This is a genomic window from Nocardiopsis sp. CNT312 (assembly GCF_000515115.1).
Lineage (GTDB): Bacteria > Actinomycetota > Actinomycetes > Streptosporangiales > Streptosporangiaceae > Nocardiopsis.
On sequence record NZ_AZXF01000023.1, the window covers coordinates 25,588 to 48,329 of the forward strand.

Sequence of the window (22,742 nt, forward strand, 5' to 3'; positions counted from 1 at the left end):
CGTGTTGCACACTACCGCTGACCGTCGGGAACACTCCCGGCGGCCGTGGCGTCGACGACCGGACGCAGTAGGGTCTCATGCGTGGATATCGACGTGTTCGCACAGGCACACGCCCAGGAGTGGGACCGGCTGGACCGTCTGGTGCGCGGACGCCGGCACCTGGAGGGCGAGGAGATCGACGAGCTGGTCGAGCTGTACCAGCGGGTCTCCACCCACCTGTCGGTGGTGCGCTCCTCCGGCCAGGACCCCGCCCTGGTGGGGCGCCTGTCGGCGCTGGTCGCACGTGCGCGGTCGGCCGTGACCGGTGCGCACACCTCGGCCTGGCGGGACTTGGCGGGGTTCTTCACCCGGGTGTTCCCCGCGGTGCTGTACCGGATGCGCTGGTGGTGGATCGGGGTGACCGCCGGGATGCTCCTGCTGGCCTCGGCGACGGCGGCGTGGATCGTCGGCGACCCGCAGGTCCTGCACTCGCTGGGCACCCCGGAGTCGATGTCGCGGTACGTCGAGCACGACTTCGGCAACTACTACGTGGAGAATCCGTCGGGGTCGTTCGCCGCCCAGGTGTGGACCAACAACGCGTGGATCGCGGCGCAGGCGATCGTGGGCGGTGCCTTCTTCGGCCTGTACACACTGTGGGTGCTGGTGAGCAACGCGGTCGCGATCGGTCAGGTGGCGGGGCTGATGCTCGCGCACGGCCGGGGGCCGGAGTTCTTCGGGCTGATCCTGCCGCACGGCCTGCTGGAGCTCACGGCGGTGTTCGTTGCCGGAGGCGTGGGGCTCAAGCTCGGGTGGACGATCATCTCCCCCGGGGACCGGACACGGCTGCGGGCGCTCGGAGAGGAGGGCCGCGCGGCGGTCGCGGTGGTGCTGGGGCTGGTGGTGGTGCTGTTCCTGTCCGGGCTCATCGAGGGGTTCGTGACGGGGTACGTGCACACCACGTGGCTGCGCATCGGGATCGGCGCGGTCGCCGAGATCCTGTTCCTGGCGTATGTGTTCACCCTCGGCCGCAGGGCGCACCGTGAGGGCGAGACAGGCGACCTGAAGGACGCCCCGCAGGCCGTCCCCGTGGCGTAGGGCGGGTGGGGCGCGGAGGCTTGTGGCGCCATCGACCATATGGACGAGGACACCCTCCACTGGTTCAAGAGCAGCTACAGCGGTATCAGCACCGGCTGCGTGGAGGTCGCTCTTCTCGGCAGTGCAGGTCGAACGGCAGCACGCTCAAGCACGGGAGGACGCCGAACGCCTGAGGCACGACGAGGCGAACCGGGCCGAACCCGCCCGCATCGCGGAAGAGATGGGCCCCTCGGATGCGTGGTGGCCTCTACCGGATGCGAGCGGGCAAACGCGCGCTGGGCCGCGGGCAGCGGGGCCGCGTTGCTGGGTGGAGCTTCAGGGGCCCTTCAACCTTTCCACTGCGGTCGGCGCGCCCACTTCGACGACCGCCGCGCCGGCACTCTTTCGTCCCGAGGCCGACCGGGTCGATGGCACCGCCGCCCGGGTGCTCGTCGACCAGATGCGGGCTGTTGACCGGCAGATACGGCTAGGAGAGTTCGCTGGCCGGTTGGAGCCGCATGAATTGGACGATGCGGATCACGCCTGTCGTCTCATTCTGGGACTCCTGTAGGGCTCACAGGCGGCCCTGGGCCTTGAGGTTGATGTAGGCGTCCGCCAGCGCCGGGGCGATGTGCTCGGGGTCGGCGTCCACGACCTCCACGCCCAACCGGCGCAGCTCGGCCCGCACTCGGCGGCGCTCGCCCAGGGTGCGCTCCGCCGCCGCAGCCCGGTACAGCGCCTCCGCGCCTCCGCGCTCGGCCGCCATCTCCGTCACGGCCGGGTCCGATACCGAGGCCACCATCAGCAGGTGCCGCGAGGTCAGGGCCGGAAGGCGCGGCAGGAGGCCCTCCTCCAGGGCCGCCGCGTTCAGGTCGGTCAGCAGCACCACCAGGCGGCGCGCCCGGCCCTGCGTTCCCAGGACCGCGCCGACCATGCCCGCCGGGTCGGACTCCACCAGCTCCGCCTCCAGCGGCGCCATCGCCTCGACCAGCCGGCCGATCTGTGTGCCCTTGCCCGAGGAGCGCACTTGCGCGCGGATCCGGCGGTCGTAGGCCAGGAAGTCCACCCGGTCGCCCGCCCTGCCCGCCAGGGCCGCCAGGAGCAGCGCGGCGTCCATGGCGTGGTCCAGACGCGGGGTGTCGCCCACCCGCCCGGCGGCGGTGCGGCCCGTGTCCAGCACGATCAGGATCCGCCGGTCCCGCTCGGGCCGCCAGGTGCGCACCACCACGCCGTCGCCCCGGGCGGTGGCGCGCCAGTCGATGGAGCGCACGTCGTCGCCGGGCACGTAGTCCCGCAGTGAGTCGAACTCGCTGCCCTGGCCGCGCACCATCGCGGTGTGCTGGCCCTCCAGCTCCCGCAGCCGCGACAGCTTGCCCGGCAGGTGGCGGCGGCTGTGGAAGGGCGGCAGCACCCGTACCGTCCACGGTGCCGACAGCGTCCGCTGCCGCCCCGCGATCCCCAGCGGGCCGATGCTGCGCACGGTGACACCCGCCGCGCGCGCGTCGCCGCGCCGGGCCGGTGCCAGGGTCGTGGTGAGGCGGCGGCGCTCCCCGGCGTCCACCCGCACCGGTGCCGTACGCGGGCCCGCGTGGGCACTGGGCGGCCAGGCGTCCCGGACCGTTGCGCGCAGCCCGCGCCCGGTCGGGTTGGACAGCGTCAGGTGTACCGTCGCCTCCTCGCCCAGACGCAGGGTCGTGTCCCCCTCGCGGGACAGCGCCATCCTCTTCGGGCTCGCGGCCAGCACGAGGTCCACCACGATCAGGACGCCGATCAGGCCCAGCGCGACGGCGGTGACCAGGGGGGCCAGGGAGCCCGAGATCGCCACCGCCGCCACCGCGAGGAAGCCGAGGAGGGCCGCCCGCCCGGTGACCGCCATCAGCGCGGCACCGGGACGGAGGCGAGTACGCCGTCCAGGATTCCGTCGGTGGTCGCCCCCTCCAGCTCCGCCTCGGGGCGCAGCGAGATCCGGTGCCGCAGGGTGCTCTTGGCCAGCGCCTTCACGTCGTCGGGGGTGACGTAGTCGCGGCCGGTCAGCCACGACCACGCGCGGCTGGTGCGCAGCAGCGCGGTGGCACCGCGGGGCGAGGCCCCCAGCTGGAGGGAGGGGGAGAGCCGGGTGGCCCGGCACAGGTCGACGATGTAGCCGAGCACCTCGGGCGCCACCCTGACCCTCTCCACGGCCAGCCGCGCGGCCCTGAGCTCGGCGGCCCCGGCCACGGGCACGACCCCGGCGGCGGCCAGGTCGCCCGGGTCGAACCCGGCGGCGTGGCGGCCCAGCATGTCCACCTCGGCCGCGCGCTCGGGCAGCGGGACGGTGACCTTGAGCAGGAACCGGTCCAGTTGGGCCTCGGGCAGCGGGTAGGTGCCCTCGTACTCCACCGGGTTCTGGGTGGCGGCGACCATGAACGGGTCGGGCAGCGGCGTGGGCACGCCCTCCACCGTGACCTGCCGCTCCTCCATCGCCTCCAGGAGGGAGGCCTGGGTCTTGGGCGGCGTCCGGTTGATCTCGTCCGCCAGCAGCAGGTTGGTGAAGACCGGGCCCTTGAGGAACTCGAACTTGGCGGTGTGCTGGTCGTAGACGAGCGAGCCCGTCACGTCGCCCGGCATCAGGTCCGGGGTGAACTGCACCCGCTTGTGGTCCAGCGACAGGGCCGCCGAGACGGTGCGCACCAGGAGGGTCTTGGCCACACCCGGCACGCCTTCCATGAGTACGTGGCCACGGCACAGCAGTGCCACGACCAGCGCGGTCACCGTCTCGTCCTGGCCCACGACCGCCTTGCCGACCTCACGGCGCAGGGCTGTCAGGGCCGCCCGCGCCTCGTCGGCGGAGGGCAGTACCTCGGATGTCACGTGCTACCTCTCTCTACCGGAGTTTCTCGGAGCGTTCGTCCAGTGCGTCCGCCAGGGCGACCAGGGCCGCGTCGTCGGCCGCGTGCGGGTCCGGCGCGGCCCCGTAGAGCAGGGTCCGCAGCCGTTCGGGCCGGTCACCGGTGCGTGCGGCCACGGCCGCCACCACGGCCTCGGGGGAGGAGTCCGGGGCGAGTCCGAGCCCCGGCACGCTCCGTTCGAGGAAGCCGGTGCGCAGGGCCGCGGCCGCGCGGTCCCGGGCGCGCCGGGACCGGTACAGCCTGGCCCGCCCCTCGGGGGTCTCCGAGGCGCGCACCACCACGGGCAGCGACTCGGGGACGAGCGGGCCCATGCGGCGGCCCCGCCACAGTGCCAGGAGGGCGAGCGCGGCGAGCAGCGCGAGCGGACTCCAGCGGACCCCTTCCGGGATCAGCTCCCACAGGGAGGTCTGGCCCGCCTCCCGGGGCGGGTCCGGGCGCAGCCACACGACCTGGTCCGCGGCCAGCAGGTTGAGTGCCAGCGCGGCGTTGCCGCGGGCGCCGAGCGCGGCGTTGGTCAGGGGGTGGCCGGTGCCCAGCACCGTGGTGGCGGCCTCTCCGCGTTCCACCCGGACCAGGGCGTCGCCGGTGTCCGAGGGGTAGCAGGACACCGAGCCCGCGGGCGCGGTGTAGAGCTCGCCGCCCAGGGAGGCGTCCTCCGCGGCGGCGGCGTCGGGCAGGCCGCACGAGGGTGAGAGGGGGGTGCCGTCCTCGGTCCGGCCGGTGACGTCGGTTCCGGGGGCGAACACCTCCAGGGAGGCCAGGGTGGGCCGGACGAGTACCGTGTCGACGCCGAGTCCGGCCAGCTCGTCCAGCTCTTCGGGCAGGAGGCGGTGGTCGAGGGAGAGGAACAGGACCGCGTCACCGGCTCCGGACACGGCCTCCGTCGCCGCCTCGGAGGAGCGGACGACCGCCACGTCACCCTCCTCGCGCAGCAGGGTGACCAGCGCGCGCGTGCCCTCCGGGGCGGGGCTCTCCGGCTCCAGGTGGCCTTCGGGGAAGGTCTCCGAGCCGAGGGAGAGCAGAACCCCCACCGTCACGAGGCTGACCACCAGGACGAGCGGTCCGCGGAGCGCCCGCCACACGCGGGCGGCGTCGCTTGCGGGTGCGTTCACGCGACCCCCTCACCGGTGGGCACGGGCCGGGTGGCCTCCAGTGCCGCGTCCAGTTCGCGCAGGGTTCGGGCGGCGTCGGCTGTGGCGGGGCGGTCGCCGTAGGCCACGTCGTTGAACAGCCGTGCGGCCTCCGCCAGGCCCCCGCGCTGGTCCGGCAGCAAGGCGGAGGCCTCGTCGGCCAGTTCGGTGGCCGTGCGGCCCGCGCGGGGGGTGATGACCGCCCGTTCCTCCAGGGAGACGCTGATGGCGCGCATCCGCTCGGTGACGGCACCCGCGAAGTCCCCGGCGCGCTCGCACGCCTCGGCGGCGGCGCGGTGGTCGGCCACGGAGCGGGCGTCCTCCTCGTGCACGACCGCGCCCCGCCGACGGCTCGCCGACGGCCGCAGGTAGACGAGCAGCCAGACGAGCAGCACGGCGAGGACCACGAGGACGGGACCCAGGACGGCCCAGCCGCCGAAGACGCCGGAGCCGACTTCGACGACCCCGTTCAGGAGTTCGCGCAGCCACTCCATGAACCGCTCCAGCAGTGTGGGCACCCGTTCCCCGTACAGCGGGTCGGACAGCTCCTCCAGCGCACGCCGCTGGCCCTCCTCCCGCGTCACCTCCGCGGCTGCGTGGATCACGTCCGCGGCTCCGGTAGGTAGATCTCCGGGCCCGCGTCGTGTCCGGCCTGCGCGGCGGTGTGCAGTTTCAGGTCCAGGCCCTCGCGGCGCATGCGCAGGTCGATGTAGAGCAGGGTCGTCACCCCGGCGGTGAAGGGCGTGGCGACGGCGTTGGCGAGCACCGATCCGACGTACATGGCCGCACCGGAGGCGACGGGCGCCCAGGGCGCGGCGGGCCAGACGGCCACGATGATCCCGGCGGCGAAGCCGAAGGGTGTGGAGAGGATGCTGGCGACGAGCTGGATGAGGACCATGGTCAGCAGGATGATCCCGAAGACGCGCCACCAACTGCCCTGAGTCAGCTGCCAGGAACGGGCCAGGGAGGCGAACACGCCGACGCGTTCGAGGATGACGGCCGGCATGGCGAAGAAGATGCGGATACCGATCCACGCGGCCACGCAGACACCGGCGAGCGCCCCGACCACGCCGCCGACCATCACCAGGGCACCGGCTCCGGAGGCGCCCCCCTCGGTGATGAGCACGAGGCCGAGGGCGAACCCGCCGACCAGCAGCAGCATGATGGCGAGGCTCAGCGCGAAATAGATGACCAGTTGGACGGCGGCCAGGCCGATGACGGCCCCCATCCGGTCGCGCACCGCCGCCCACGCCTGCCCGGGGCTGAGCTTGTGCCCCAGGACCGCCATCCCGATCACAGCGGTGAGCAGGCCGGTCGCCACCACGACACCGGCCTGGGTGAGGAGGGCACCCCCGTAGGTGGCCAGCAGGGACCAGGCGGAGAACGGGAAGGGGTCGTCGGGGTCGGCCGAGTACGGGTCGTTCGCGATCTGGTCCATGAACACGCCGTAGTCGGACATGTAGCCGCCGAAGCCGATCGCGGTGACGATGCTCGCGACGGCCATGATGATCGCGGAGAGGCCGACGGTGGTCTTCGGGTTGTGCCGGATGAGCGTGAACGCGCCGTTGAGCAGGTCACCGAGGTTCATCGGCCGCAGGGCGACGACGCCCGGTTTGAGGGCCCGGTGCGGCCCGTAGCCGGGGCGGCCGTGGGCCTGGTGGCCGGGCGGGGGCCCGTACCCGGGGGGCGGCCCGTATCCGGGAGGAGGCCCGTACCCGGGCGCTCCCTGGGCCTGCGGCCCGTATCCGGGAGGAGGCCCGTACCCGGGCGCTCCCTGGGCCTGCGGCCCGTATCCGGGGGGCGGCCCATATCCCGGCGGGGGGCCGTACCCCGGTGGGGGGCCGTACCCGGGGGGGCCGTAGGCCCGGGGCCCGGGCCCCGGGGGCACGTGGCCCGGGGGCACGTGGCCGGGCGGGGGACCCGTCGGGGACTGGAGGTTCTGACCGGCCTGCGGGGGTGCGAAGTCCGGTCGGTCCGGGGGGGTGTCCGCCTCCTGCCCGGGGGCCGCCCAGCCGCCCTCCGCCTGCTCCGGGCCGCTGGAACCGGAGGACGGTTGGGCCTCGGGGCCGTCCGGGGTGCCGCCCGGCGTGCCCCGGTGGTCGTCCTCCTGGCTCATCTTCCCCACCTTTCGTGGGATAACGGTCACTTGTGGTGGCCGAAACCCCGTCTGATGCGTGTGCTCGGCCACCAACCTACCGGCCGGTGGTACCGAGGCTCGGTCGGGTAGGGGCAGATCGAAGTACAACCGATGCACTTCATTCCTTTTGTATGCTTTCTGTTACCCGCCGGTCCACAAGGCGAGGCCTTCGGTGCAGCTCAGCACAGGTGGAGCGCCGAGAGGCGCCGCACCCGGAAAGGGACCGAACGGGCAACCGAATACGATCGACCACGCTCCCAACACCGGCCGGAACTGGCAGAGTTGGGGGACGAACGCGGCCTCCCACCGCATGGGGGCCACGGGCACAGCCCGCATCCGACGCTTGACTGTTCCAGGAGAGAGGAGTAGGCGCTGTGTGGTCCGTCCACCGGACGGTCGGCGCCGTACCATCTATGAAGGGACGAGTACTGGTTGTCGACGATGACCTCGCTCTCGCCGAGATGCTGGGCATCGTCCTGCGCGGAGAGGGCTTCGAGCCCTCGTTCGTCCACGACGGGGACAAGGCCCTGGAGATGTTCCGGGAGACCAAGCCCGACCTCGTGCTCCTGGACCTCATGCTCCCGGGAGCAGACGGGATCGACGTGTGCCGCCAGATCCGCGCCGAGTCCGGCGTCCCGATCGTCATGCTCACCGCCAAGAGCGACACGATCGACGTCGTCCTGGGGCTGGAGTCCGGCGCGGACGACTACATCGTCAAGCCCTTCAAGCCCAAGGAACTCGTGGCCCGCATCCGTGTGCGGCTGCGCCGCACCGAGGAGCCCGCGCCCGAGGTCCTCCAGATCGGGGACATCACCATCGACGTCGCCGGGCACGCCGTGCGCCGCGACGGCGCGCAGATCAGCCTCACCCCGCTGGAGTTCGACCTCCTGGTCGCCCTGGCCCGCAAACCGCGCCAGGTGTTCACCCGCGAGGTGCTGCTGGAACAGGTCTGGGGCTACCGCCACGCGGCCGACACCCGCCTGGTCAACGTCCACGTGCAGCGCCTGCGCGCCAAGATCGAGAAGGACCCCGAGCACCCCGAGGTCGTCGTGACCGTCCGCGGTGTCGGGTACAAGGCCGGCACCGCCTGATCGGGGCCCGCCGCACATGACGCCAGCCGCCTCCGAGGACGACCGGGCCCGGCCCGTCCGCACGCCGTCGGCGCCCGCCGACGGCAGGACGGACCAGAGCAGTGGCCTGACCCGGGTCTACCTGCTCTCCCAGCGGGCCGCGCGCGCCCTGGTGCGCGTGGTCCAGGCCAACTGGCGCCGGTCGCTGCACCTGCGGGTGATCTCGACGACGCTGGTGCTGTCGCTGGCGGTCATGCTGGGGCTGGGCTACGTCCTGGTCTCCCAGGTGCGCGGCGGCCTCCTGGAGGCCAAGATCGCCACGGCGGTCAACGACCACAGGGCCGGGCTCGACTACGCGATCGCCGAACTCCAGGGCAACGAGGCGGGCGACCGCGACCGGCTCCTGTACAACATCACCAGTGAGCTGACCAGCCGCAGCGGCGACACCGGCCTGTACGGCGTCGTCATCCTGCCGTCGGTGGGCGACGAGAGCGGATACGCGACCGGGGACCGCGAGAGCATCCCCGAGCGCCTGACCGAACAGGTCGGCCGCTCCGAGCGCACCGAGCAGCAGTACCACACCTACACCAGCATCGACCAGGACGGATCCGCCGAACCGGCGCTCGTGGTCGGCGCCCAGATGACCTACGCCTACGAGCTGTACTACATCTTCCCTCTCCAGCACGAGCAGGAGATCCTCGGCCTCGTCCAGGGCACCGTCGGCCTCGTCGGTGTCCTCCTCGTGGTACTCCTCGGCCTGATCGCCTACGTCGTCACCCGGCAGGTGGTCAGTCCGGTCCGCTCCGCCGCGCATTCGGCCGAGCGGCTGGCCGCCGGAGACCTCGCCGAGCGCATGGCCGTACGCGGCGAGGACGAACTCGCGCGACTGGCCGTGTCCTTCAACGACATGGCGGGCAACCTCCAGGAGAAGATCCAGGAGCTGGAGGAGCTGTCCAAACTCCAGCGCCAGTTCGTCTCCGACGTCTCCCACGAACTGCGCACCCCTCTGACCACCATCAAGATGGCCAGCGACGTGCTCTTCGACGACCGGGAGTCGTTCGACGCCACACAGGGGCGGTCCGTCGAACTGCTCCAGAGCCAGGTGATGCGGTTCGAGGAGCTCCTGGGCGACCTGCTGGAGATCAGCCGCCACGACGCCGGTGCCGCCACGCTCGGCGCCGAGTCGGTGGACATCCGCGACACCGTGATGAAGGCGGTGGGCGACGCCGAGCAGATCGCCGAGCGGAGGGGGATCAAGGTCCTCCTGCGCCTGCCCGCCGAACCCTGCGTCGCCGAGTTCGACGCGCGCCGGATCAACCGCATCCTGCGCAACCTGGTCGTCAACGCCATCGAGCACAGCGAGGGCAAGGACGTGGTGGTCACCGCGGCGGGCGACCGCGACGCCGTGGCCGTGGCCGTCCGCGACTTCGGGGTGGGGCTCAAGGAGGGGGAGGAGCACCTGTGCTTCGACCGCTTCTGGCGGGCCGACTCCTCGCGCGTGCGCACCACCGGCGGCACCGGGCTGGGCCTGTCCATCGCCAAGGAGGACGCCCAGTTGCACGGCGGCTGGCTCCAGGCCTGGGGCCGTCCCGGGGAGGGGTCCCAGTTCCGCCTGTCGCTGCCGCGCACCTCCGGCGCCGAGCTGCGCGGATCCCCGCTCCCGCTGGTGCCCCCGGAGATCGGGCTCGGCAGGGTCGTCCCGGCCGCCAAGGGACCCGACCGCACCTCCCCGGCCGACCGGGGCTCCGACCGAGGCGAGGAGAGCACGCTGTGAACGGTCCGCACCGGTTTCCCCTCGTGCGCGCCGCCGCCGCGGCCCTTGTGTCCTGCGTGCTCCTGGCCTCCTGCGCGACCGTGCCCGTCACCGGCCCGGTCGTCCCCGGCGACGGCGGCGGGTCGTCCGCTGACCCCTACGACGGATACGTGCGGCTCCTCCCCGCGGGCCCGCAGCCCGGGGTGGGCCCCGAGGCCCTGGTCGACGGCTTCCTCCGCGACATGGGCAGCTTCGAGGAGAACTACGAAGCGGCCCGCAGCTACATGCTGGAGGACACCGGCGAGGAGTGGACCCCCGACGGAACGGTCCAGGTGTTCGGGGACCCGGGAACGGTGAGCCTCGAACCCGAGGTCGCGGCCGACGGGCTCACCGCCACCGTGCGGATGCGCACCCGGCTGGTGGCCACCATCGACGAGAGCGGCAAGTACCTGCCGAGCGACCAGGGCACCCTCCTGGACGTCTCCTTCGGCCTTGCCCGGCAGGGCGGCGACCCGGAGGGGGAGTGGCGCGTGCGGAGCCTGCCCGAGCAGCTCATCCTCAGCCGGCTCGACGTGGAGCGCACCCACCGGTCGTTCAACCTCTACTACTACAACCGCGAGCTGACCACGCTCGTCCCCGACCCCGTCTACCTGCCGGTCAGCAACGACAACCTCGCCGAACGCCTCCTGCGGCAGCTCTTCGAGGGCCCCAGTGCCTGGTCGGAGCCAGCGGTGACCACGACCCTGCCCAGGGACGCCTCCCTCGACCTGAACGTGGACGAGGAGAGCGCGCGCGTCCGTATCGGCGGGGTGCCCGAGATCGAGGAGTTCGGGGTGGGGGCCCAGATCGCCTGGACCCTGCGCCAACTGCCCGAGATCCAGGAGTTCACCGTCGTGCTCAACGGCGAGGAGATCGCCTATCCCCGCGCCGAGGGGGAGAGCGCCTACCGGCCCCGCCCCGGCAGCGACCACTGGTCCGGGGTCGCCCCCGGCGGGACGGCCTCCGAGGTCGGCGCCTACTACATGCAGGAGGGGCAGATCTGGTCGACGCCCCAGCCGACCGCCGACACCTTCGACACCGCCGAACCGGTCCCCGGACCGCTGGGCGCGGGTGACATCCGTCTGGAGCGCTTCGCCGTGTCCCTGGCCGAGGACACCGTCGCGGGCGTCACCGCGGGCGGGGACTCAGTCGTGACCAGTGAGGTCGAGGCCGGGGCCGACGCGGTGGAGGTGCTCTCCGACGGGGTCTTCACCAGTCTGTCCTGGGACGTGGACGACAACCTGTGGGTGGTCGAGGAGCTGGAGGAGGGGACGGAAGCGGCGGAGCCCGGCGAGGACGGGGGCACCGACGTGGTCGAGGGTGCCGATGAGGACGTGCCCGCCCCCGGCGGGACGGCCCTGTGGATGCTGCGCGGCGGCGACGAGGTGGTCGGGGTCGACCTCTCCGAACTGGAGGACCGCTCGGTGATCGACGCCGCCGTCTCCAGGGACGGGACGCGGATCGCCGCCCTGACCGAACTGGACGGCCGCCGCTCGCTGGAGGTGGGGCGGGTGGTCGTGGACGGCGACGGCCAGGTGACGGTGGACGCTTTCCTCGCCCTGGCCCAGGAACTGGCCGACGTCACCGACTTCGCCTGGCGCTCCTCGGACCAGTTGGTCGCCCTCGGCAGCCGGGAGGGCGGTACCAGCCAGGCCTTCCTGGTCTCCGTGGACGGGGGCACACCGCCCACGGGCGCGGGTGCGCCGGTGGGCGGTATGGAGACTGTCGCCGCCGCTCCGGGACAGCCGCTGATCGCCGGGGCCGAGGACGGCAACGTGTGGATCAGTGACCGGCTGAACTGGCAGATCGTGGCCGAGGGGGTTCTGCCCACCTACCCGGGCTGAGGGGCCCGCGGTTGTCCACAGCCCGGAGCCGGGGGCTGGCGCGCCGCGGACCCGGAGCCGATCCTGAGGTCATGGACGGCCCCCTCCGCCGGGGCGCGGACACGGCCGCACGTGTCCTCGCCCCGCTCCTCGAACCCCTGCTGGACTTGCTCCTACCGCGGTGCTGCGCCGCCTGCGGCGCCTCCCCCGGACCGCTCTGCGGTTCCTGTCTGGCCCTGTTGGACCGGCGGCCGCACCCGTGCGTGCCGCGGCTGGGCTGCCCCGCCGTGTGGGCGGCGGGCCCCTACGCGGGTTACCACCGCCGCGTCCTGCTCGCCCACAAGAGCGGCCGGGACGACGCACTGGCCGACCCCCTCGGCCGCCGTCTGGCGTCCGCCTACGCCGCCTCGGGCTGGGCCGCCCCGGACACCCTGCTGGTCCCGGTTCCCGGACGGGGCCCTCCGCAGTCCTCGCGGGGCACCGTGGCGCGCCTGGCGCGGTCCTGCCTGGTCCACGTCGGCGGCGCGGGCACGGTGGCCCCCCTCCTGCGGTACCGGCGCGCGGCGCCTCCCCAGGTGGGCCTGGGGCGCGCCGACCGCCTGGCCAACCGTGCGGGCGTCTTCGCGGCGGACCCGTGGCCGGGCCCCGGGCCGGCACGCCGTGCCGTGGTGGTGGACGACGTACTGACCACGGGTGCCACGGTCGCTGAGGCGGCCCGTGCGCTGCGGTGCGCGGGCCTGCCCGTGGCCGGTGCCCTGGTCCTCGCGGAGCGGCTTCCGGACCGGCTGTGAGAGGGCACGGCGGAGGAGCCGTGTGCGGTCCGTCGGGGGCACCGTGGCGGTCGGCGGTCGCGCAGGGAACCCCGACGCCCACGGCGGAGGTTCGCGGGCGGATGGGGCGCGCCGGGGGTCGGGGAGGCCCGGCAGCGGGCCGCGCACCGTTCCCGGTGAAGGTTTTACGAACATCCGCGAACGGTTGAGAAACCCCTGTGCGCAAGGGGTCACGGGGGCCGCGGCCGGAGCGGCCGGGGCGGGGGCACCTGACATACGCGCCCGGACAGGTTACGGTCACAGGTATGGCACCCGTCCGGGTCCGTGGTTGCGTCGGAGCGGTTGAACTCCCGGGGAGACCGGGGAGTCGCTTCGGCAAGCCGATGCCAGGCGCAGGCGAAACGGCCCACGTAAGGCGACTTTTCGTCGACCGATCACGGTGCGCCTTAGAGGTAAGCCCTGCCCCGCGGAGGGTCCGGATGTCCCTCATGACAGGGAGAAGAGCAGTAGTCGCGGATAAGAGCGGCGACACTCTCAGCAGGCGGATGTGGGGACGAAGACCAGGTCGGCCGGGCGGGTGGCATGCCCTCCGAGGGCTCTTCCCCTGCGGTGGGCCCCCGGAGGGCACCGGCCCCGGGGGTCGCTGCCCTCCTGCGCACCTCCGAGACGGGGCCGCACCGTCCCAGCACCCCAACGCACTCTCCCCGCCCGTGGTCCGGGCGCTCCGGGCGTGGCGGTCCTCCGCCCGCCCTGCGTATCAGGTGACCCATTCGCACCCCTGGTGTACGTGAGGACCGTGCTTTCCATGGGTATACGCACATCCAACCGAACCGTGGTCCTCGCGGGACCGGGAGAGCAGCGGAAGGGGGGTACGCGTGCGACACCCTTCCGCCCCGAGGCGGGAGGGGGCAGAACCAGCCTGGCCGTCGCCTTCGGGCGGTCACGCGATGAAGGGGGTCCTATGGACATCATCGTCAAGGGTCGACGCACCGGTGTGAACGACAGGTTCCGGGAGCACGTCGAGGACAAGCTCGAACGGCTCTCGAAGTGGGAACGCAAAGGCATGAGCGTCGATGTGGAGGTGTCCACCGAACGCAACCCCAAGCTCGCCGACGTCCGCGAGCGGGTTGAACTGACCATCCACTCCAACGGCCCGGTCATCCGAAGCGAGGCTGCGGCCGCAGACCGGTTCGGTGCCCTCGATCTGGCCCTCGACAAGATCGAGGCCCGCCTCCGCAAGGCCGCGGACCGCCGCAAGGTCCACCGCGGCAACCACACGCCGGTCTCCGTCGCAGCCGCGACGGCGAACCTGCCCACGGAACCCGTGGGGACCGCTCTCGCCGAGAAGGCGCCCCCCGCCCGGCGCAGCGGAGCGGAGGAGACCGGGACGGCCGCGGCGTCGGCCGAACGGTTCTCCGACGAGTTCGTCGAACTCGACACCCAGGGGGACCACCCCGTCATCGTGCGGGAGAAGTTCCACCGGGCCAAGCCGATGAGCATCGACCAGGCGCTGATGGAGATGGAGCTGGTGGGACACGACTTCTACCTGTTCCACGACGAGGTGAAGGACGCCCCGAGCGTCGTCTACCGCCGCAAGGGGTTCAACTACGGCGTCCTCCGCCTCATGGACTGATCCCGCCGAAGGCGTCCCGCCTCCCGTCCGTGTGGGGATCCCCGTTCCGGACCGCCGCTCCGGAACGGGGATCCGAAGAGGGGCCCGCTCCCTCGTGCGGGCCCCTCGCGCGGTGCGGCGCTCCTCAGGCCGGGACGTCCCCCCCGGTCCGCTCCCCCCGTTCCTCAGGGGTCTTGGACTTCCCGCCCTTCCCACCGCGCGCGGCCAGGTTGTCCTTGATCCTGTGCAGCGGGGTGTCGTGGCGCTCCTCCGTCTCGGTCCGGGGCGGGTCGAGCACCACGTCGGCGAGGATGTCCCACACCACGGCCACCACGAAGGCGGCCGTGATGAGGACCGCCGCGAGGACCAAGGGCCACAGAGACCACCCCAGCACCACAGACAGCCCCCCGAGGGCGAACCCGGCGAAGGCCAGCGCCACCGAGACCCACGACATCGGCCTCCCCCGGTGGTGCATGGTGGGTGCGATGCCGCCCCCCTGTCGCTGGAAGCCGCGGATGTCGCCGAACTCCTCCTTCGCCGGTACGTGCCGCTCCCAGCCGGCCCCCGGGTCGCTGTCCATGGCTGCGGGGTCGGGCTCCGCGCACTCCTGCCGGAGCATGCGCTCGATGACCTCGAACGGGGTGCGCGGGGTCGGGGCGTGACGGCCCGTTTCCGATGCCGCGCCCTTCCTCTCCTGGCTCTCTTCCATGGCGATCCCCCCGGCCGCGCGTGACGTTCGGTGGCACCAAGGATGCGGGGCCACAGGCACGGCCTCTAGGGTTCCAGTACCCGTTGCCGCACCACGGGTTTCACAAACGCATGCGAAATGCTGGGGAACATCCGAACCCTGGTCACACGTTCGTAGGAGAGAAAGAAAAGGGGCGGTCCAGCAGGATTTCCCTCGGTGGGGGAGCCGATGCGGAACGTGGTCGATTCCTGTGATCGGCCGCGGGCCCTCGGTCCTCTAGGATGGTGCCCCGAGGGTCCAGGAACCCCCGATGTCCACACCCGGTCACGGGAGAGCGGTCCGAGGGCCCGGGTGTGACTCTCCACGTGTGTGGAGCCGACCGCGATCTGCGAGGAGCGCATAGGAAGTGCCAGGGATACTCAACAAGCTCCTGCGCGCGGGTGAGGGAAAGCTCCTGCGCCGGCTCACGAAGCTCAAGGACCAGGTCAACTCCCTGGAGGAGGACTTCACCGAGCTGACCGACGAGGAGCTGCGCGAACTCACCCAGGAGTACAAGGAGCGCCACGAGGACGGGGAGTCGCTCGACGACCTCCTCCCGGAGGCCTTCGCCACCGTGCGGGAGGCGGCCAAGCGCACCCTCGGCCAGCGCCACTTCGACGTCCAGGTCATGGGCGGCGCAGCGCTGCACTTCGGCAACATCGCAGAGATGAAGACCGGTGAGGGCAAGACCCTGACCGGTACCCTCGCGGTCTACCTCAACGCGCTCACCGGCAAGGGCGTCCACGTCGTCACCACCAACGACTACCTGGCCCGCCGCGACGCCCAGAACATGGGCCGCATCTACCACTTCCTGGGCCTGGAGGTCGACGTCGTCGGCCCCAACATGCCCGCCGAGGCGCGCCGCAAGGCCTACCAGGCCGACATCACCTACGGCACGAACAACGAGTTCGGCTTCGACTACCTGCGCGACAACATGGCGCTGTCCCTGAAGGACACCGTCCAGCGCGGCCACTACTTCGCCCTGGTCGACGAGGTCGACTCCATCCTCATCGACGAGGCGCGCACGCCGCTCATCATCAGCGGACCCTCCGAGCAGAACTCCCGCTGGTACGCCGAGTTCGCCAAGATCGCCCCCCGCCTGCGCCGGGACGAGGACTACGAGGTCGACGAGAAGAAGCGTACCGTCGGCATCACCGAGTCCGGTGTGGGCAAGGTCGAGGACTGGCTGGGCATCGACAACCTCTACGAGGCCGTCAACACCCCGTTGATCAGCTTCCTCAACAACTCCCTCAAGGCCAAGGAGCTGTACAAGCGGGACAAGGAGTACATCGTCAAGGACGGTGAGGTCCTCATCGTCGACGAGTTCACCGGCCGCGTACTGGCGGGGCGCCGCTACGGCGAGGGGATGCACCAGGCCGTCGAGGCCAAGGAGCGCGTCAGGATCAAGGACGAGAACCAGACGCTCGCCAAGGTCACGCTCCAGAACTACTTCCGCCTCTACGAGAAGCTCTCCGGCATGACCGGTACCGCCCAGACCGAGGCGGCGGAGTTCAACCAGACCTACGACGTCGGTGTGGTGCAGGTGCCCACCAACAAGCCGATGATCCGTCAGGACGTCAAGGACGTCGTCTACAAGCACGAGGACGCCAAGTTCCAGGCCCTGGCCGAGGACATCGCCGAGCGCCACGAGGCCGGACAGCCCGTCCTTGTGGGTACGACCAGCGTCGAGAAGTCCGAGCGGCTGTCGCGGATGCTCAAGCGCGAGGGCGTCCCGCACGAGGTCCTCAACGCCAAGAACCACGCCCGTGAGGCCTCGATCATCGCCCGCGCGGGCAAGCTCGGCGCGGTCACCGTCGCCACCAACATGGCCGGTCGCGGTACCGACATCATGCTCGGCGGCAACCCCGACTTCCTCGCGGACGAGGAACTCCAGGCCCGCGGCCTGAGCCCGCTGGAGACCCCCGAGGAGTACGAGGCGGCCTGGCCGGAGGCCCTGGAGAAGGCCACGGCCGAGTTCGAGTCCGAGCACGAGAAGGTCGTCGAGGCCGGCGGCCTGTACGTGCTGGGCACCGAGCGGCACGAGTCCCGGCGCATCGACAACCAGTTGCGCGGCCGCTCCGGCCGTCAGGGCGACCCGGGCCTGTCCCGCTTCTACCTCTCGCTCCAGGACGACCTCCTGCGGCTGTTCAACAGCAGCCGGCTGGAGGCGTTCATGAACCAGCTCAACATCCCCGACGACCAGCCGATCGAGTCGGGCATGGTCAGCAAGGCGATCGCTTCCGCCCAGGGGCAGGTCGAGACACAGAACTTCGAGATCCGCAAGAACGTCCTCAAGTACGACGAGGTCCTCAACCGCCAGCGCAAGGTCATCTACGCCGAGCGCCGCAAGGTCCTGGAGGGCCAGGACCTGCGCGACCAGGTGCTGGACATGCTGGAGGAGGTGCTCCGCGGCTACGTCGTGGAGGAGACCGCCTCCGGCGACTCAGGCGACTGGGACCTGGACAAGCTCTGGCGGGCGTTCCGGCAGATCTACCCGGTCAGCTTCACCGCGGACGAGTTCATCGAGGAGAACGGCGACCTCGCCTCGGTCACCGGCCAGCTCATCGCCGACCGGGTCGTGGAGGACGCCAAGGCGGCCTACGAGGACCGCGAGTCCGAGCTGGGCGAGGAGGCCATGCGCGAGGTCGAGCGCCGGGTCATCCTCCAGGTGATGGACCGCAAGTGGCGCGAGCACCTCTACGAGATGGACTACCTCCAGGAGGGCATCGGTCTGCGCGCGATGGCGCAGCGCAACCCGGTGATCGAGTTCCAGCGCGAGGGCTTCGACATGTTCCAGCAGATGCTGGAGGCCATCAAGGAGGAGTCGGTCGGCTACCTCTTCAACGTCGAGGTCCAGGTCCGCAAGAAGGAGGAGCCCGTCCTCACCGCCTCCGCCGCAGCCACGACCGCCGCGGCCGTCGGAGGGAGCGGGGGCGCCACCGCGGTGGCCACCTCGGTGGACACCGACGAGGAGGCCGCTGCGGCCGAGGCGCCCGACGAGGAGGCCCCGGCCGAGGAGGACGTGGTCATCCCGGGCATCTCCGACGACCGCCCCGCCGAACTCCAGTACAGCGCCCCGGGCGAGGACGGCTCGGTGGAGCGCCGCAGCGAGTCCGCCGACGAGTACGCCGGTACGCCGCGCAACGCGCCGTGCCCCTGCGACTCGGGCAAGAAGTACAAGAAGTGCCACGGAGCCCCGGCCGCAACCTGAGCCGCAGCCGTGCGACGCCTGGGGGTGCCCCGTGGGGGCGCCCCCAGGCGTCAGTGCGTCCTACAGAGCCACCGGGGCCGACCCGAAGGCCACCGAGAAGCGGTCGCACCAGATGACCACGCTGGTCATGCCGGAGAGGTCGGCGTCGGCGGGGATCTCGTAGTTGGCCGATCCGTGGGTGCCCTTCAACCCGCCCAGGGCCACGTAGCGGCCGTCGCGGTACTTGAACCAGTCGCCGCCGGCCTCCTGGTCGGTGATCCACACGTGCAGGTCGGGGCCGTCGGAGGTGGCCAGGTCCTCGAAGCGGACGTGGCGCGACCCGTCGGCCAGTTCCAGGACCAGGACGGTGCCGGAGGTGCCGTGCTCCTGGGTGATGAAGTCGCCCTCGGCCAGGACCACGGGCCCGATGTCGGCAGGCTCCTCCTCGGGGGCCTCCTCGGGGGCCTCCTCGCTCGGCTCCCCGCCCGGGACGCCCTCGGCGCCCTCCTCCGAGGCGTCCGTGCCGGGGACGGCGGGTTCGGACGCCGTCGGCAGCGCCTCGTCCGTGGTGCGGGTGGTCAGCACCCGCCAGGGCTGGAAGGCCCACAGGCCCGCCGCGACGACGGCCAGGGCGATCAGGGCCGCGGGGACCGCGATCAGGGGGCGCCGCCACCACGGGCGCCGGGGGGTCTGGTAATCCATCGCTCTGCCTCCAGGGCTGGGAACTGTCACCACCGGTGATTCGGAGCCGGTGGCCGCGGGGCGACCCCCGCGCGTTTCCCGCACCGGCGCTCAGTCGCCGTGCCGCCGCGGGTCCAGGCGCGAGTGCAACTGGTAGCGGTCGGCGCGGTAGGTGGACAGCGCCAGTTCCACGCACCGACCCTTGGCGAAGCTGCGGCGCTGCATCACCAGCACCGGGCTCCCGGCGGGCAGGCCGAGCAGTCGCGAGTCGGAGGAGTCGCACAGGCCCGCCTCGATCGTCTGCTCGCCCGAGTCCAACAGGATGTCGTACTCGTGCTCCAGCACCTCGTACAGGGAGCGGGCGGAGAGGTCGAAGCCCTCCAGTCCGGGCACCTCGGCGGCGGGGATGTTGGAGCGCTCCACGGCCATCGGCTCGCCGTCGGCGGTGCGCATCCGCTCGATGTGGTGGACCGGGGTGCCGGGGGCGATGTCGAGCATCCGCGCGGTGTGCCCGCTGGCCGGGATGATCCGCCGGATGAGCTCGCGGGCGCCGGGCTCGTAGCCGCGGGCGCGCATGTCCTCACTGAAGGAGGCCAGGACCAGCGACATCTCGATCTTGGGCCGGGCGACGAACGTCCCCTTGCCCGGGACCCGGTAGAGGCGGCCCTCGGTGACGAGGAGGTCGACGCTCTGGCGCACGGTCATGCGCGAGAGCCCGTAGAGAGCGCTGAGCTCGCGCTCGGAGGGGACCATGTCGTCCACGCCCAGCCCCGACTCGGTGATCCAGTCCAGGATCGCGTCGCGGAGCTGCACGTATTTGGGCAGGGGGTTGGCGGGGTCGATCGGCATGCGCGGACCGCCTTCTCGGTTCGGTGGACGAGATCGCTAGAGGGACCCTAGTACGAGTCCCGTCGGGGCCCGGAGGGCGAGAGCGTTCAACGGCGGCCGGACTCCGGAACGGTGTGGTCCATACTGGTATAGTCCGGACTAGACCAAAGCCCCGACCGCGTGTCAATCCACCCGGACTCCGAGGGAAGGCCCCCATGACCACCACGACGACCAGCGTCATGCGCTCCGAGATCGCCGAACAGCCCAGAGCCCTGCGCCGCACCTTCGCTGAGCTGCTGCCCCTGCGCCCGGAGATCGCGGCACTGGCACGCGAGACCAGGCAGGTCCTGTTCATCGCGCGCGGCTCCTCCGACAACGCCGCGGTCTACGGCAACTACCTGCTCCAGACACACGCCGGCCGCCTGGCCACCCTGGCCTCGCCCTCCGTCGCCACCACCTACGGCGCCCGCGTGGACCTCTCCGGGGTCCTGGCCGTGGCCGTCTCCCAGTCCGGAAAGACCGAGGAGATCGTCCAGACCATGCGCTGGGCCGCCGACTGCGGTGCCCGCACGGTGGCGGTGACCAACGGCGCGGACTCGCCCATGGCGGCCGAGGCAGACCTCGCCCTGGTCACCCGCGCCGGCCACGAGAAGGCCGTGCCCGCCACCAAGACCTACAGCACCCAGCTCGCCGCCATCGCCGTTCTCGCCCTGGGCCTGGGCGCCGGCCTGGACGAGGGCGACCTGGCGCGCGTCCCGGACGGGATCGAGGAGAGCCTCGCCCTGCCCACAGACCCCCTGGAGGAGATCGTCGAGCGGATGGTCGCGGTTCAGGGCACGGTCGTCTCCGGCCGCGGTATGGCCTACTCCACCGCGCTGGAGGCCGCCCTCAAGCTCAAGGAGGCGTGCTACCTGCACGCCATGGGCCTGTCCTACGCCGACCTGCTGCACGGCCCCATCGCCGTCGTCGACCCGCGCACCCCCGCGCTGCTCGTCGCCGCGCCCACGGGGCCGACCCTGGAGGGCACGGTCGCCTTGGCCGAGCGCGTGCGCTCCGCAGGAGCCCCCGTGTTCGGGTTCGGCGGCGGAGCGGCCCTCGCCGCCGCCAGCGACCTGTCCGTTCCGGTGCCCGACGTGCCCGAGTGGGTCGCACCGATGAACCTCATCGTCCCGGCGCAACTGCTCACCGAGCAGCTGGCCCGCCGTCTGGGCTACAACCCCGACCTGCCGCGCGGCCTCGACAAGGTCACCCAGACCGCCTGACCGGCGTGTTCCCGGGAGCCGGGGCCGGAGGGGGCCGTGAGACGGTACCCTCCGGCCACACCCGTCCACACTCCCCGGAGACGCCGACCGCCATGAGACCCTCCCTGCGCGCCGCACTGGCTCCGCTCTGTGCCCTGCTCGCCCTGACCGTCGCCTCGTGCACCTCCCAGGAACCGGGCGGCACCCCGTCCGGGGAGGGCGGGCAGGAGGACGCGCGGCAGCCGGTGCTCGCCCCCGAACTGCTGGCGGAAATGGACCTGGACGACAAGATCGGCCAGCTCATGGTCCTGTCCGCCCAGGGGACCAGCCCGGAGGAGAACGCCGCGCAGATCGAGGCCTACCGCCCCGGCGGGCTCATCTACTTCACCGCCAACCTGGCCGGCACCGGCGAGATCGTGCGCATGTCCAACGGACTCCAGGAGCTGGCCGCGCAGCAGGGCGCCGGGGTGCCCCTGTTCCTGGGGATCGACCAGGAGCAGGGGCTCGTCTCGCGCCTGACCGCGGGCACCCGCTTCCCCGACGCGATGGCCGTGGGCGCCACGCGCGACCCCGCCATGGCGGAGCTGCTCGCCGCCACCACCGCCGAGGAGCTCGCGGCCCTGGGCATCAACCTCGACTACGCGCCCGTCGCCGACGTCAACACCGACCCCGACAACCCGGTGATCGGTATCCGCTCCTTCGGCTCCGACCCCGCCCTGGTGGCGGAGATGGCCGTGGCCGAGGCCGGAGCGTTCGCCGAGGGCGGCGTCGCCTCCGTCGTCAAGCACTTCCCCGGGCACGGCGACACCGACGTGGACAGCCACACCGGCCTGCCCGTCATCGACCTGCCGCGTGAGGAGTGGGAGGCCGGGCACCTGCCGCCGTTCCGGGCCGCGGTCGACGCCGGGGTGGACGCCATCATGACCGCCCACGTGGTCATGCCGCAGCTCGACGCGGACACCCCGGCCACCCTGTCCCCGGAGATCATCGGCGGCGTGCTCCGCGAGGAACTCGGCTACGACGGGGTCGTCACCACCGACGCCCTCAACATGGAGGGCGTGCGCCAGGGCCACACCGACGGGGAGATCGCGGTCCGCGCCATCGAGGCGGGTGTGGACCAGCTCCTCATGCCGCCGGACCCGGCCGCCGCCCTGGAGGCGCTGCGGACCGCTGTGCGGGAGGGGCGGCTGACCGAGGAACGCATCGACGAGTCCGTGCTGCGCATCCTGGCGCTCAAGGAGGAGCGGGGCGTCCTGGACGCCGAGCCGGCTGACGCCGAGGCCGCACAGGCCGTTCTGGAGGACCCCGAACACGCCGAGGCCGCCCAGAGCGTGGCCGACGCCTCCGTGACGGTGCTGCGCGACGGCGACGGCCTGCTGCCGCTCGCCGAGGGCGCGAGCGTGAGCGTCCGGGGCCAGGGCGGTACCGAGATCACCGACGCGCTGCGCGAGGCCGGGGTGGACGTCGTGGGGCTGGGACCCGACGCCGACGCCGTGGTGGTGGGTACCGACGGAGCCCGGGGGTCGGCCGAGCAGCGGGCCGTGGTGGACGCCGCCCGGGCGCAGGGCCAACCCGTCATCGTGGTCGCCCAGGGCGGCCCCTACGACCTGGAGGTGTTCCCGGAGGTCGAGGCGTTCCTGGCGGTCTACTCCTCGGTGGAGGTGTCACGCTACGCCGCCGCGCGGGTGATCGCCGGTGTGCTGGAGCCCTCCGGAACGCTGCCGGTGGACATCCCCGGCGCGGGTGTGGACGCCGGGACGGGGCTCACCTTCTGAGCGGCGGCGCGGGTCGGGGACGGTA

The 22,742-nt window shown here is 72.2% G+C and carries 18 protein-coding genes and 1 pseudogene; 11 read left to right on the top strand and 8 right to left on the bottom strand.

What is annotated here, in order from left to right:
• Positions 1–81: 81 nt before the first annotated feature.
• The 3 genes and pseudogenes from B042_RS0111625 (at position 82) to B042_RS27065 (ending at position 1,624) form a co-directional block, all read left to right on the top strand.
• Positions 82–1,074, top strand: a complete 993-nt coding sequence (locus B042_RS0111625; protein ID WP_028648437.1) for a stage II sporulation protein M — start codon at positions 82–84, stop codon at positions 1,072–1,074.
• 39 nt (positions 1,075–1,113) lie between these two features.
• Positions 1,114–1,179: pseudogene (locus tag B042_RS27060) on the top strand (DUF397 domain-containing protein); the annotation flags it as partial.
• 115 nt (positions 1,180–1,294) lie between these two features.
• A complete protein-coding gene (locus B042_RS27065) occupies positions 1,295–1,624 on the top strand; it encodes a type II toxin-antitoxin system PemK/MazF family toxin (RefSeq protein ID WP_369797697.1) in 330 nt (109 codons plus the stop codon).
• Positions 1,625–1,627: 3 nt separating this feature from the next.
• On the opposite strand, the gene B042_RS0111640 is transcribed toward B042_RS27065, so the two are convergent.
• Genes B042_RS0111640 through B042_RS0111660 form a run of 5 tightly spaced genes read right to left on the bottom strand, consistent with a single transcriptional unit; the run spans position 1,628 to position 7,187 of the window.
• Positions 1,628–2,929 carry a DUF58 domain-containing protein gene (locus tag B042_RS0111640; protein ID WP_028648438.1) on the bottom strand — a complete coding sequence of 434 codons (1,302 nt, stop codon included), beginning with the start codon at positions 2,927–2,929 and terminating at the stop codon, positions 1,628–1,630.
• Positions 2,929–3,903 (bottom strand): MoxR family ATPase, encoded by a 975-nt coding sequence (locus B042_RS0111645; protein ID WP_028648439.1) that lies wholly within the window; start codon positions 3,901–3,903, stop codon positions 2,929–2,931. The genes B042_RS0111640 and B042_RS0111645 overlap by 1 nt, the downstream gene beginning before the upstream one ends.
• 13 nt (positions 3,904–3,916) lie before the next feature.
• Positions 3,917–5,053, bottom strand: coding sequence for a DUF4350 domain-containing protein (locus B042_RS22935; protein ID WP_036554750.1), 1,137 nt, complete (start codon positions 5,051–5,053; stop codon positions 3,917–3,919).
• Positions 5,050–5,676, bottom strand: a complete 627-nt coding sequence (locus B042_RS0111655) for a DUF4129 domain-containing protein (RefSeq protein WP_231493944.1) — start codon at positions 5,674–5,676, stop codon at positions 5,050–5,052. Before B042_RS0111655 ends, B042_RS22935 begins: the two co-directional genes overlap by 4 nt.
• Positions 5,673–7,187 carry a glycerophosphoryl diester phosphodiesterase membrane domain-containing protein gene (locus B042_RS0111660; RefSeq protein ID WP_028648441.1) on the bottom strand — a complete coding sequence of 505 codons (1,515 nt, stop codon included), beginning with the start codon at positions 7,185–7,187 and terminating at the stop codon, positions 5,673–5,675. The genes B042_RS0111655 and B042_RS0111660 overlap by 4 nt, the downstream gene beginning before the upstream one ends.
• Positions 7,188–7,621: 434 nt before the next feature.
• On the opposite strand from B042_RS0111660, the gene mtrA reads away from it, so the two are divergent.
• From mtrA to hpf, 5 genes are all read left to right on the top strand, one after another.
• The gene (gene mtrA, locus B042_RS0111665) at positions 7,622–8,299 is read left to right on the top strand and encodes an MtrAB system response regulator MtrA (RefSeq protein WP_028648442.1); all 678 of its coding nucleotides are present in this window, start codon (positions 7,622–7,624) and stop codon (positions 8,297–8,299) included.
• Between the two features lie 16 nt (positions 8,300–8,315).
• Positions 8,316–10,052 carry an MtrAB system histidine kinase MtrB gene (gene mtrB / locus B042_RS0111670; RefSeq protein ID WP_028648443.1) on the top strand — a complete coding sequence of 579 codons (1,737 nt, stop codon included), beginning with the start codon at positions 8,316–8,318 and terminating at the stop codon, positions 10,050–10,052.
• Positions 10,049–11,914 carry an LpqB family beta-propeller domain-containing protein gene (locus B042_RS0111675; protein ID WP_028648444.1) on the top strand — a complete coding sequence of 622 codons (1,866 nt, stop codon included), beginning with the start codon at positions 10,049–10,051 and terminating at the stop codon, positions 11,912–11,914. Before mtrB ends, B042_RS0111675 begins: the two co-directional genes overlap by 4 nt.
• Before the next feature lie 71 nt (positions 11,915–11,985).
• The gene (locus tag B042_RS22940) at positions 11,986–12,684 is read left to right on the top strand and encodes a ComF family protein (protein WP_231493945.1); all 699 of its coding nucleotides are present in this window, start codon (positions 11,986–11,988) and stop codon (positions 12,682–12,684) included.
• Between the two features lie 940 nt (positions 12,685–13,624).
• Positions 13,625–14,296, top strand: coding sequence for a ribosome hibernation-promoting factor, HPF/YfiA family (hpf, locus tag B042_RS0111685; protein ID WP_028648445.1), 672 nt, complete (start codon positions 13,625–13,627; stop codon positions 14,294–14,296).
• A gap of 124 nt (positions 14,297–14,420) precedes the next feature.
• Here the strand turns inward: hpf and B042_RS22945 are convergent, their stop codons facing one another.
• Positions 14,421–14,984, bottom strand: a complete 564-nt coding sequence (locus tag B042_RS22945; RefSeq protein WP_197024274.1) for a hypothetical protein — start codon at positions 14,982–14,984, stop codon at positions 14,421–14,423.
• Positions 14,985–15,369: 385 nt separating this feature from the next.
• On the opposite strand from B042_RS22945, the gene secA reads away from it, so the two are divergent.
• Positions 15,370–18,213, top strand: coding sequence for a preprotein translocase subunit SecA (gene secA, locus B042_RS0111695; RefSeq protein WP_028648446.1), 2,844 nt, complete (start codon positions 15,370–15,372; stop codon positions 18,211–18,213).
• A 60-nt stretch (positions 18,214–18,273) separates the two neighbouring features.
• Here secA and B042_RS0111700 read toward each other — a convergent pair whose 3' ends face one another.
• Both B042_RS0111700 and B042_RS0111705 read right to left on the bottom strand, forming a co-directional pair.
• Positions 18,274–18,894, bottom strand: a complete 621-nt coding sequence (locus B042_RS0111700; protein WP_051415643.1) for a DM13 domain-containing protein — start codon at positions 18,892–18,894, stop codon at positions 18,274–18,276.
• A 90-nt stretch (positions 18,895–18,984) separates the two neighbouring features.
• The gene (locus B042_RS0111705; protein WP_028648448.1) at positions 18,985–19,722 is read right to left on the bottom strand and encodes a GntR family transcriptional regulator; all 738 of its coding nucleotides are present in this window, start codon (positions 19,720–19,722) and stop codon (positions 18,985–18,987) included.
• Between the two features lie 218 nt (positions 19,723–19,940).
• On the opposite strand from B042_RS0111705, the gene B042_RS0111710 reads away from it, so the two are divergent.
• Both B042_RS0111710 and B042_RS0111715 read left to right on the top strand, forming a co-directional pair.
• A complete protein-coding gene (locus tag B042_RS0111710) occupies positions 19,941–20,963 on the top strand; it encodes an SIS domain-containing protein (RefSeq protein WP_028648449.1) in 1,023 nt (340 codons plus the stop codon).
• A 92-nt stretch (positions 20,964–21,055) separates the two neighbouring features.
• The gene (locus tag B042_RS0111715) at positions 21,056–22,717 is read left to right on the top strand and encodes a glycoside hydrolase family 3 protein (RefSeq protein ID WP_028648450.1); all 1,662 of its coding nucleotides are present in this window, start codon (positions 21,056–21,058) and stop codon (positions 22,715–22,717) included.
• Positions 22,718–22,742: the final 25 nt, after the last annotated feature.

Excerpts from the sequence above, each read along its gene's own strand:
- B042_RS27065 (WP_369797697.1), top strand. The coding sequence starts at position 1,295 with ATGGGCCCCTCGGATGCGTGGTGGCCTCTACCGGATGCGAGCGGGCAA.
- B042_RS0111640 (WP_028648438.1), bottom strand. The coding sequence starts at position 2,929 with ATGGCGGTCACCGGGCGGGCGGCCCTCCTCGGCTTCCTCGCGGTGGCG.
- B042_RS0111660 (WP_028648441.1), bottom strand. The coding sequence starts at position 7,187 with ATGAGCCAGGAGGACGACCACCGGGGCACGCCGGGCGGCACCCCGGAC.
- mtrA (WP_028648442.1), top strand. The coding sequence starts at position 7,622 with ATGAAGGGACGAGTACTGGTTGTCGACGATGACCTCGCTCTCGCCGAG.
- mtrB (WP_028648443.1), top strand. The coding sequence starts at position 8,316 with ATGACGCCAGCCGCCTCCGAGGACGACCGGGCCCGGCCCGTCCGCACG.
- B042_RS22940 (WP_231493945.1), top strand. The coding sequence starts at position 11,986 with ATGGACGGCCCCCTCCGCCGGGGCGCGGACACGGCCGCACGTGTCCTC.
- hpf (WP_028648445.1), top strand. The coding sequence starts at position 13,625 with ATGGACATCATCGTCAAGGGTCGACGCACCGGTGTGAACGACAGGTTC.
- B042_RS22945 (WP_197024274.1), bottom strand. The coding sequence starts at position 14,984 with ATGGAAGAGAGCCAGGAGAGGAAGGGCGCGGCATCGGAAACGGGCCGT.
- B042_RS0111700 (WP_051415643.1), bottom strand. The coding sequence starts at position 18,894 with ATGGATTACCAGACCCCCCGGCGCCCGTGGTGGCGGCGCCCCCTGATC.
- B042_RS0111705 (WP_028648448.1), bottom strand. The coding sequence starts at position 19,722 with ATGCCGATCGACCCCGCCAACCCCCTGCCCAAATACGTGCAGCTCCGC.
- B042_RS0111710 (WP_028648449.1), top strand. The coding sequence starts at position 19,941 with ATGCGCTCCGAGATCGCCGAACAGCCCAGAGCCCTGCGCCGCACCTTC.
- B042_RS0111715 (WP_028648450.1), top strand. The coding sequence starts at position 21,056 with ATGAGACCCTCCCTGCGCGCCGCACTGGCTCCGCTCTGTGCCCTGCTC.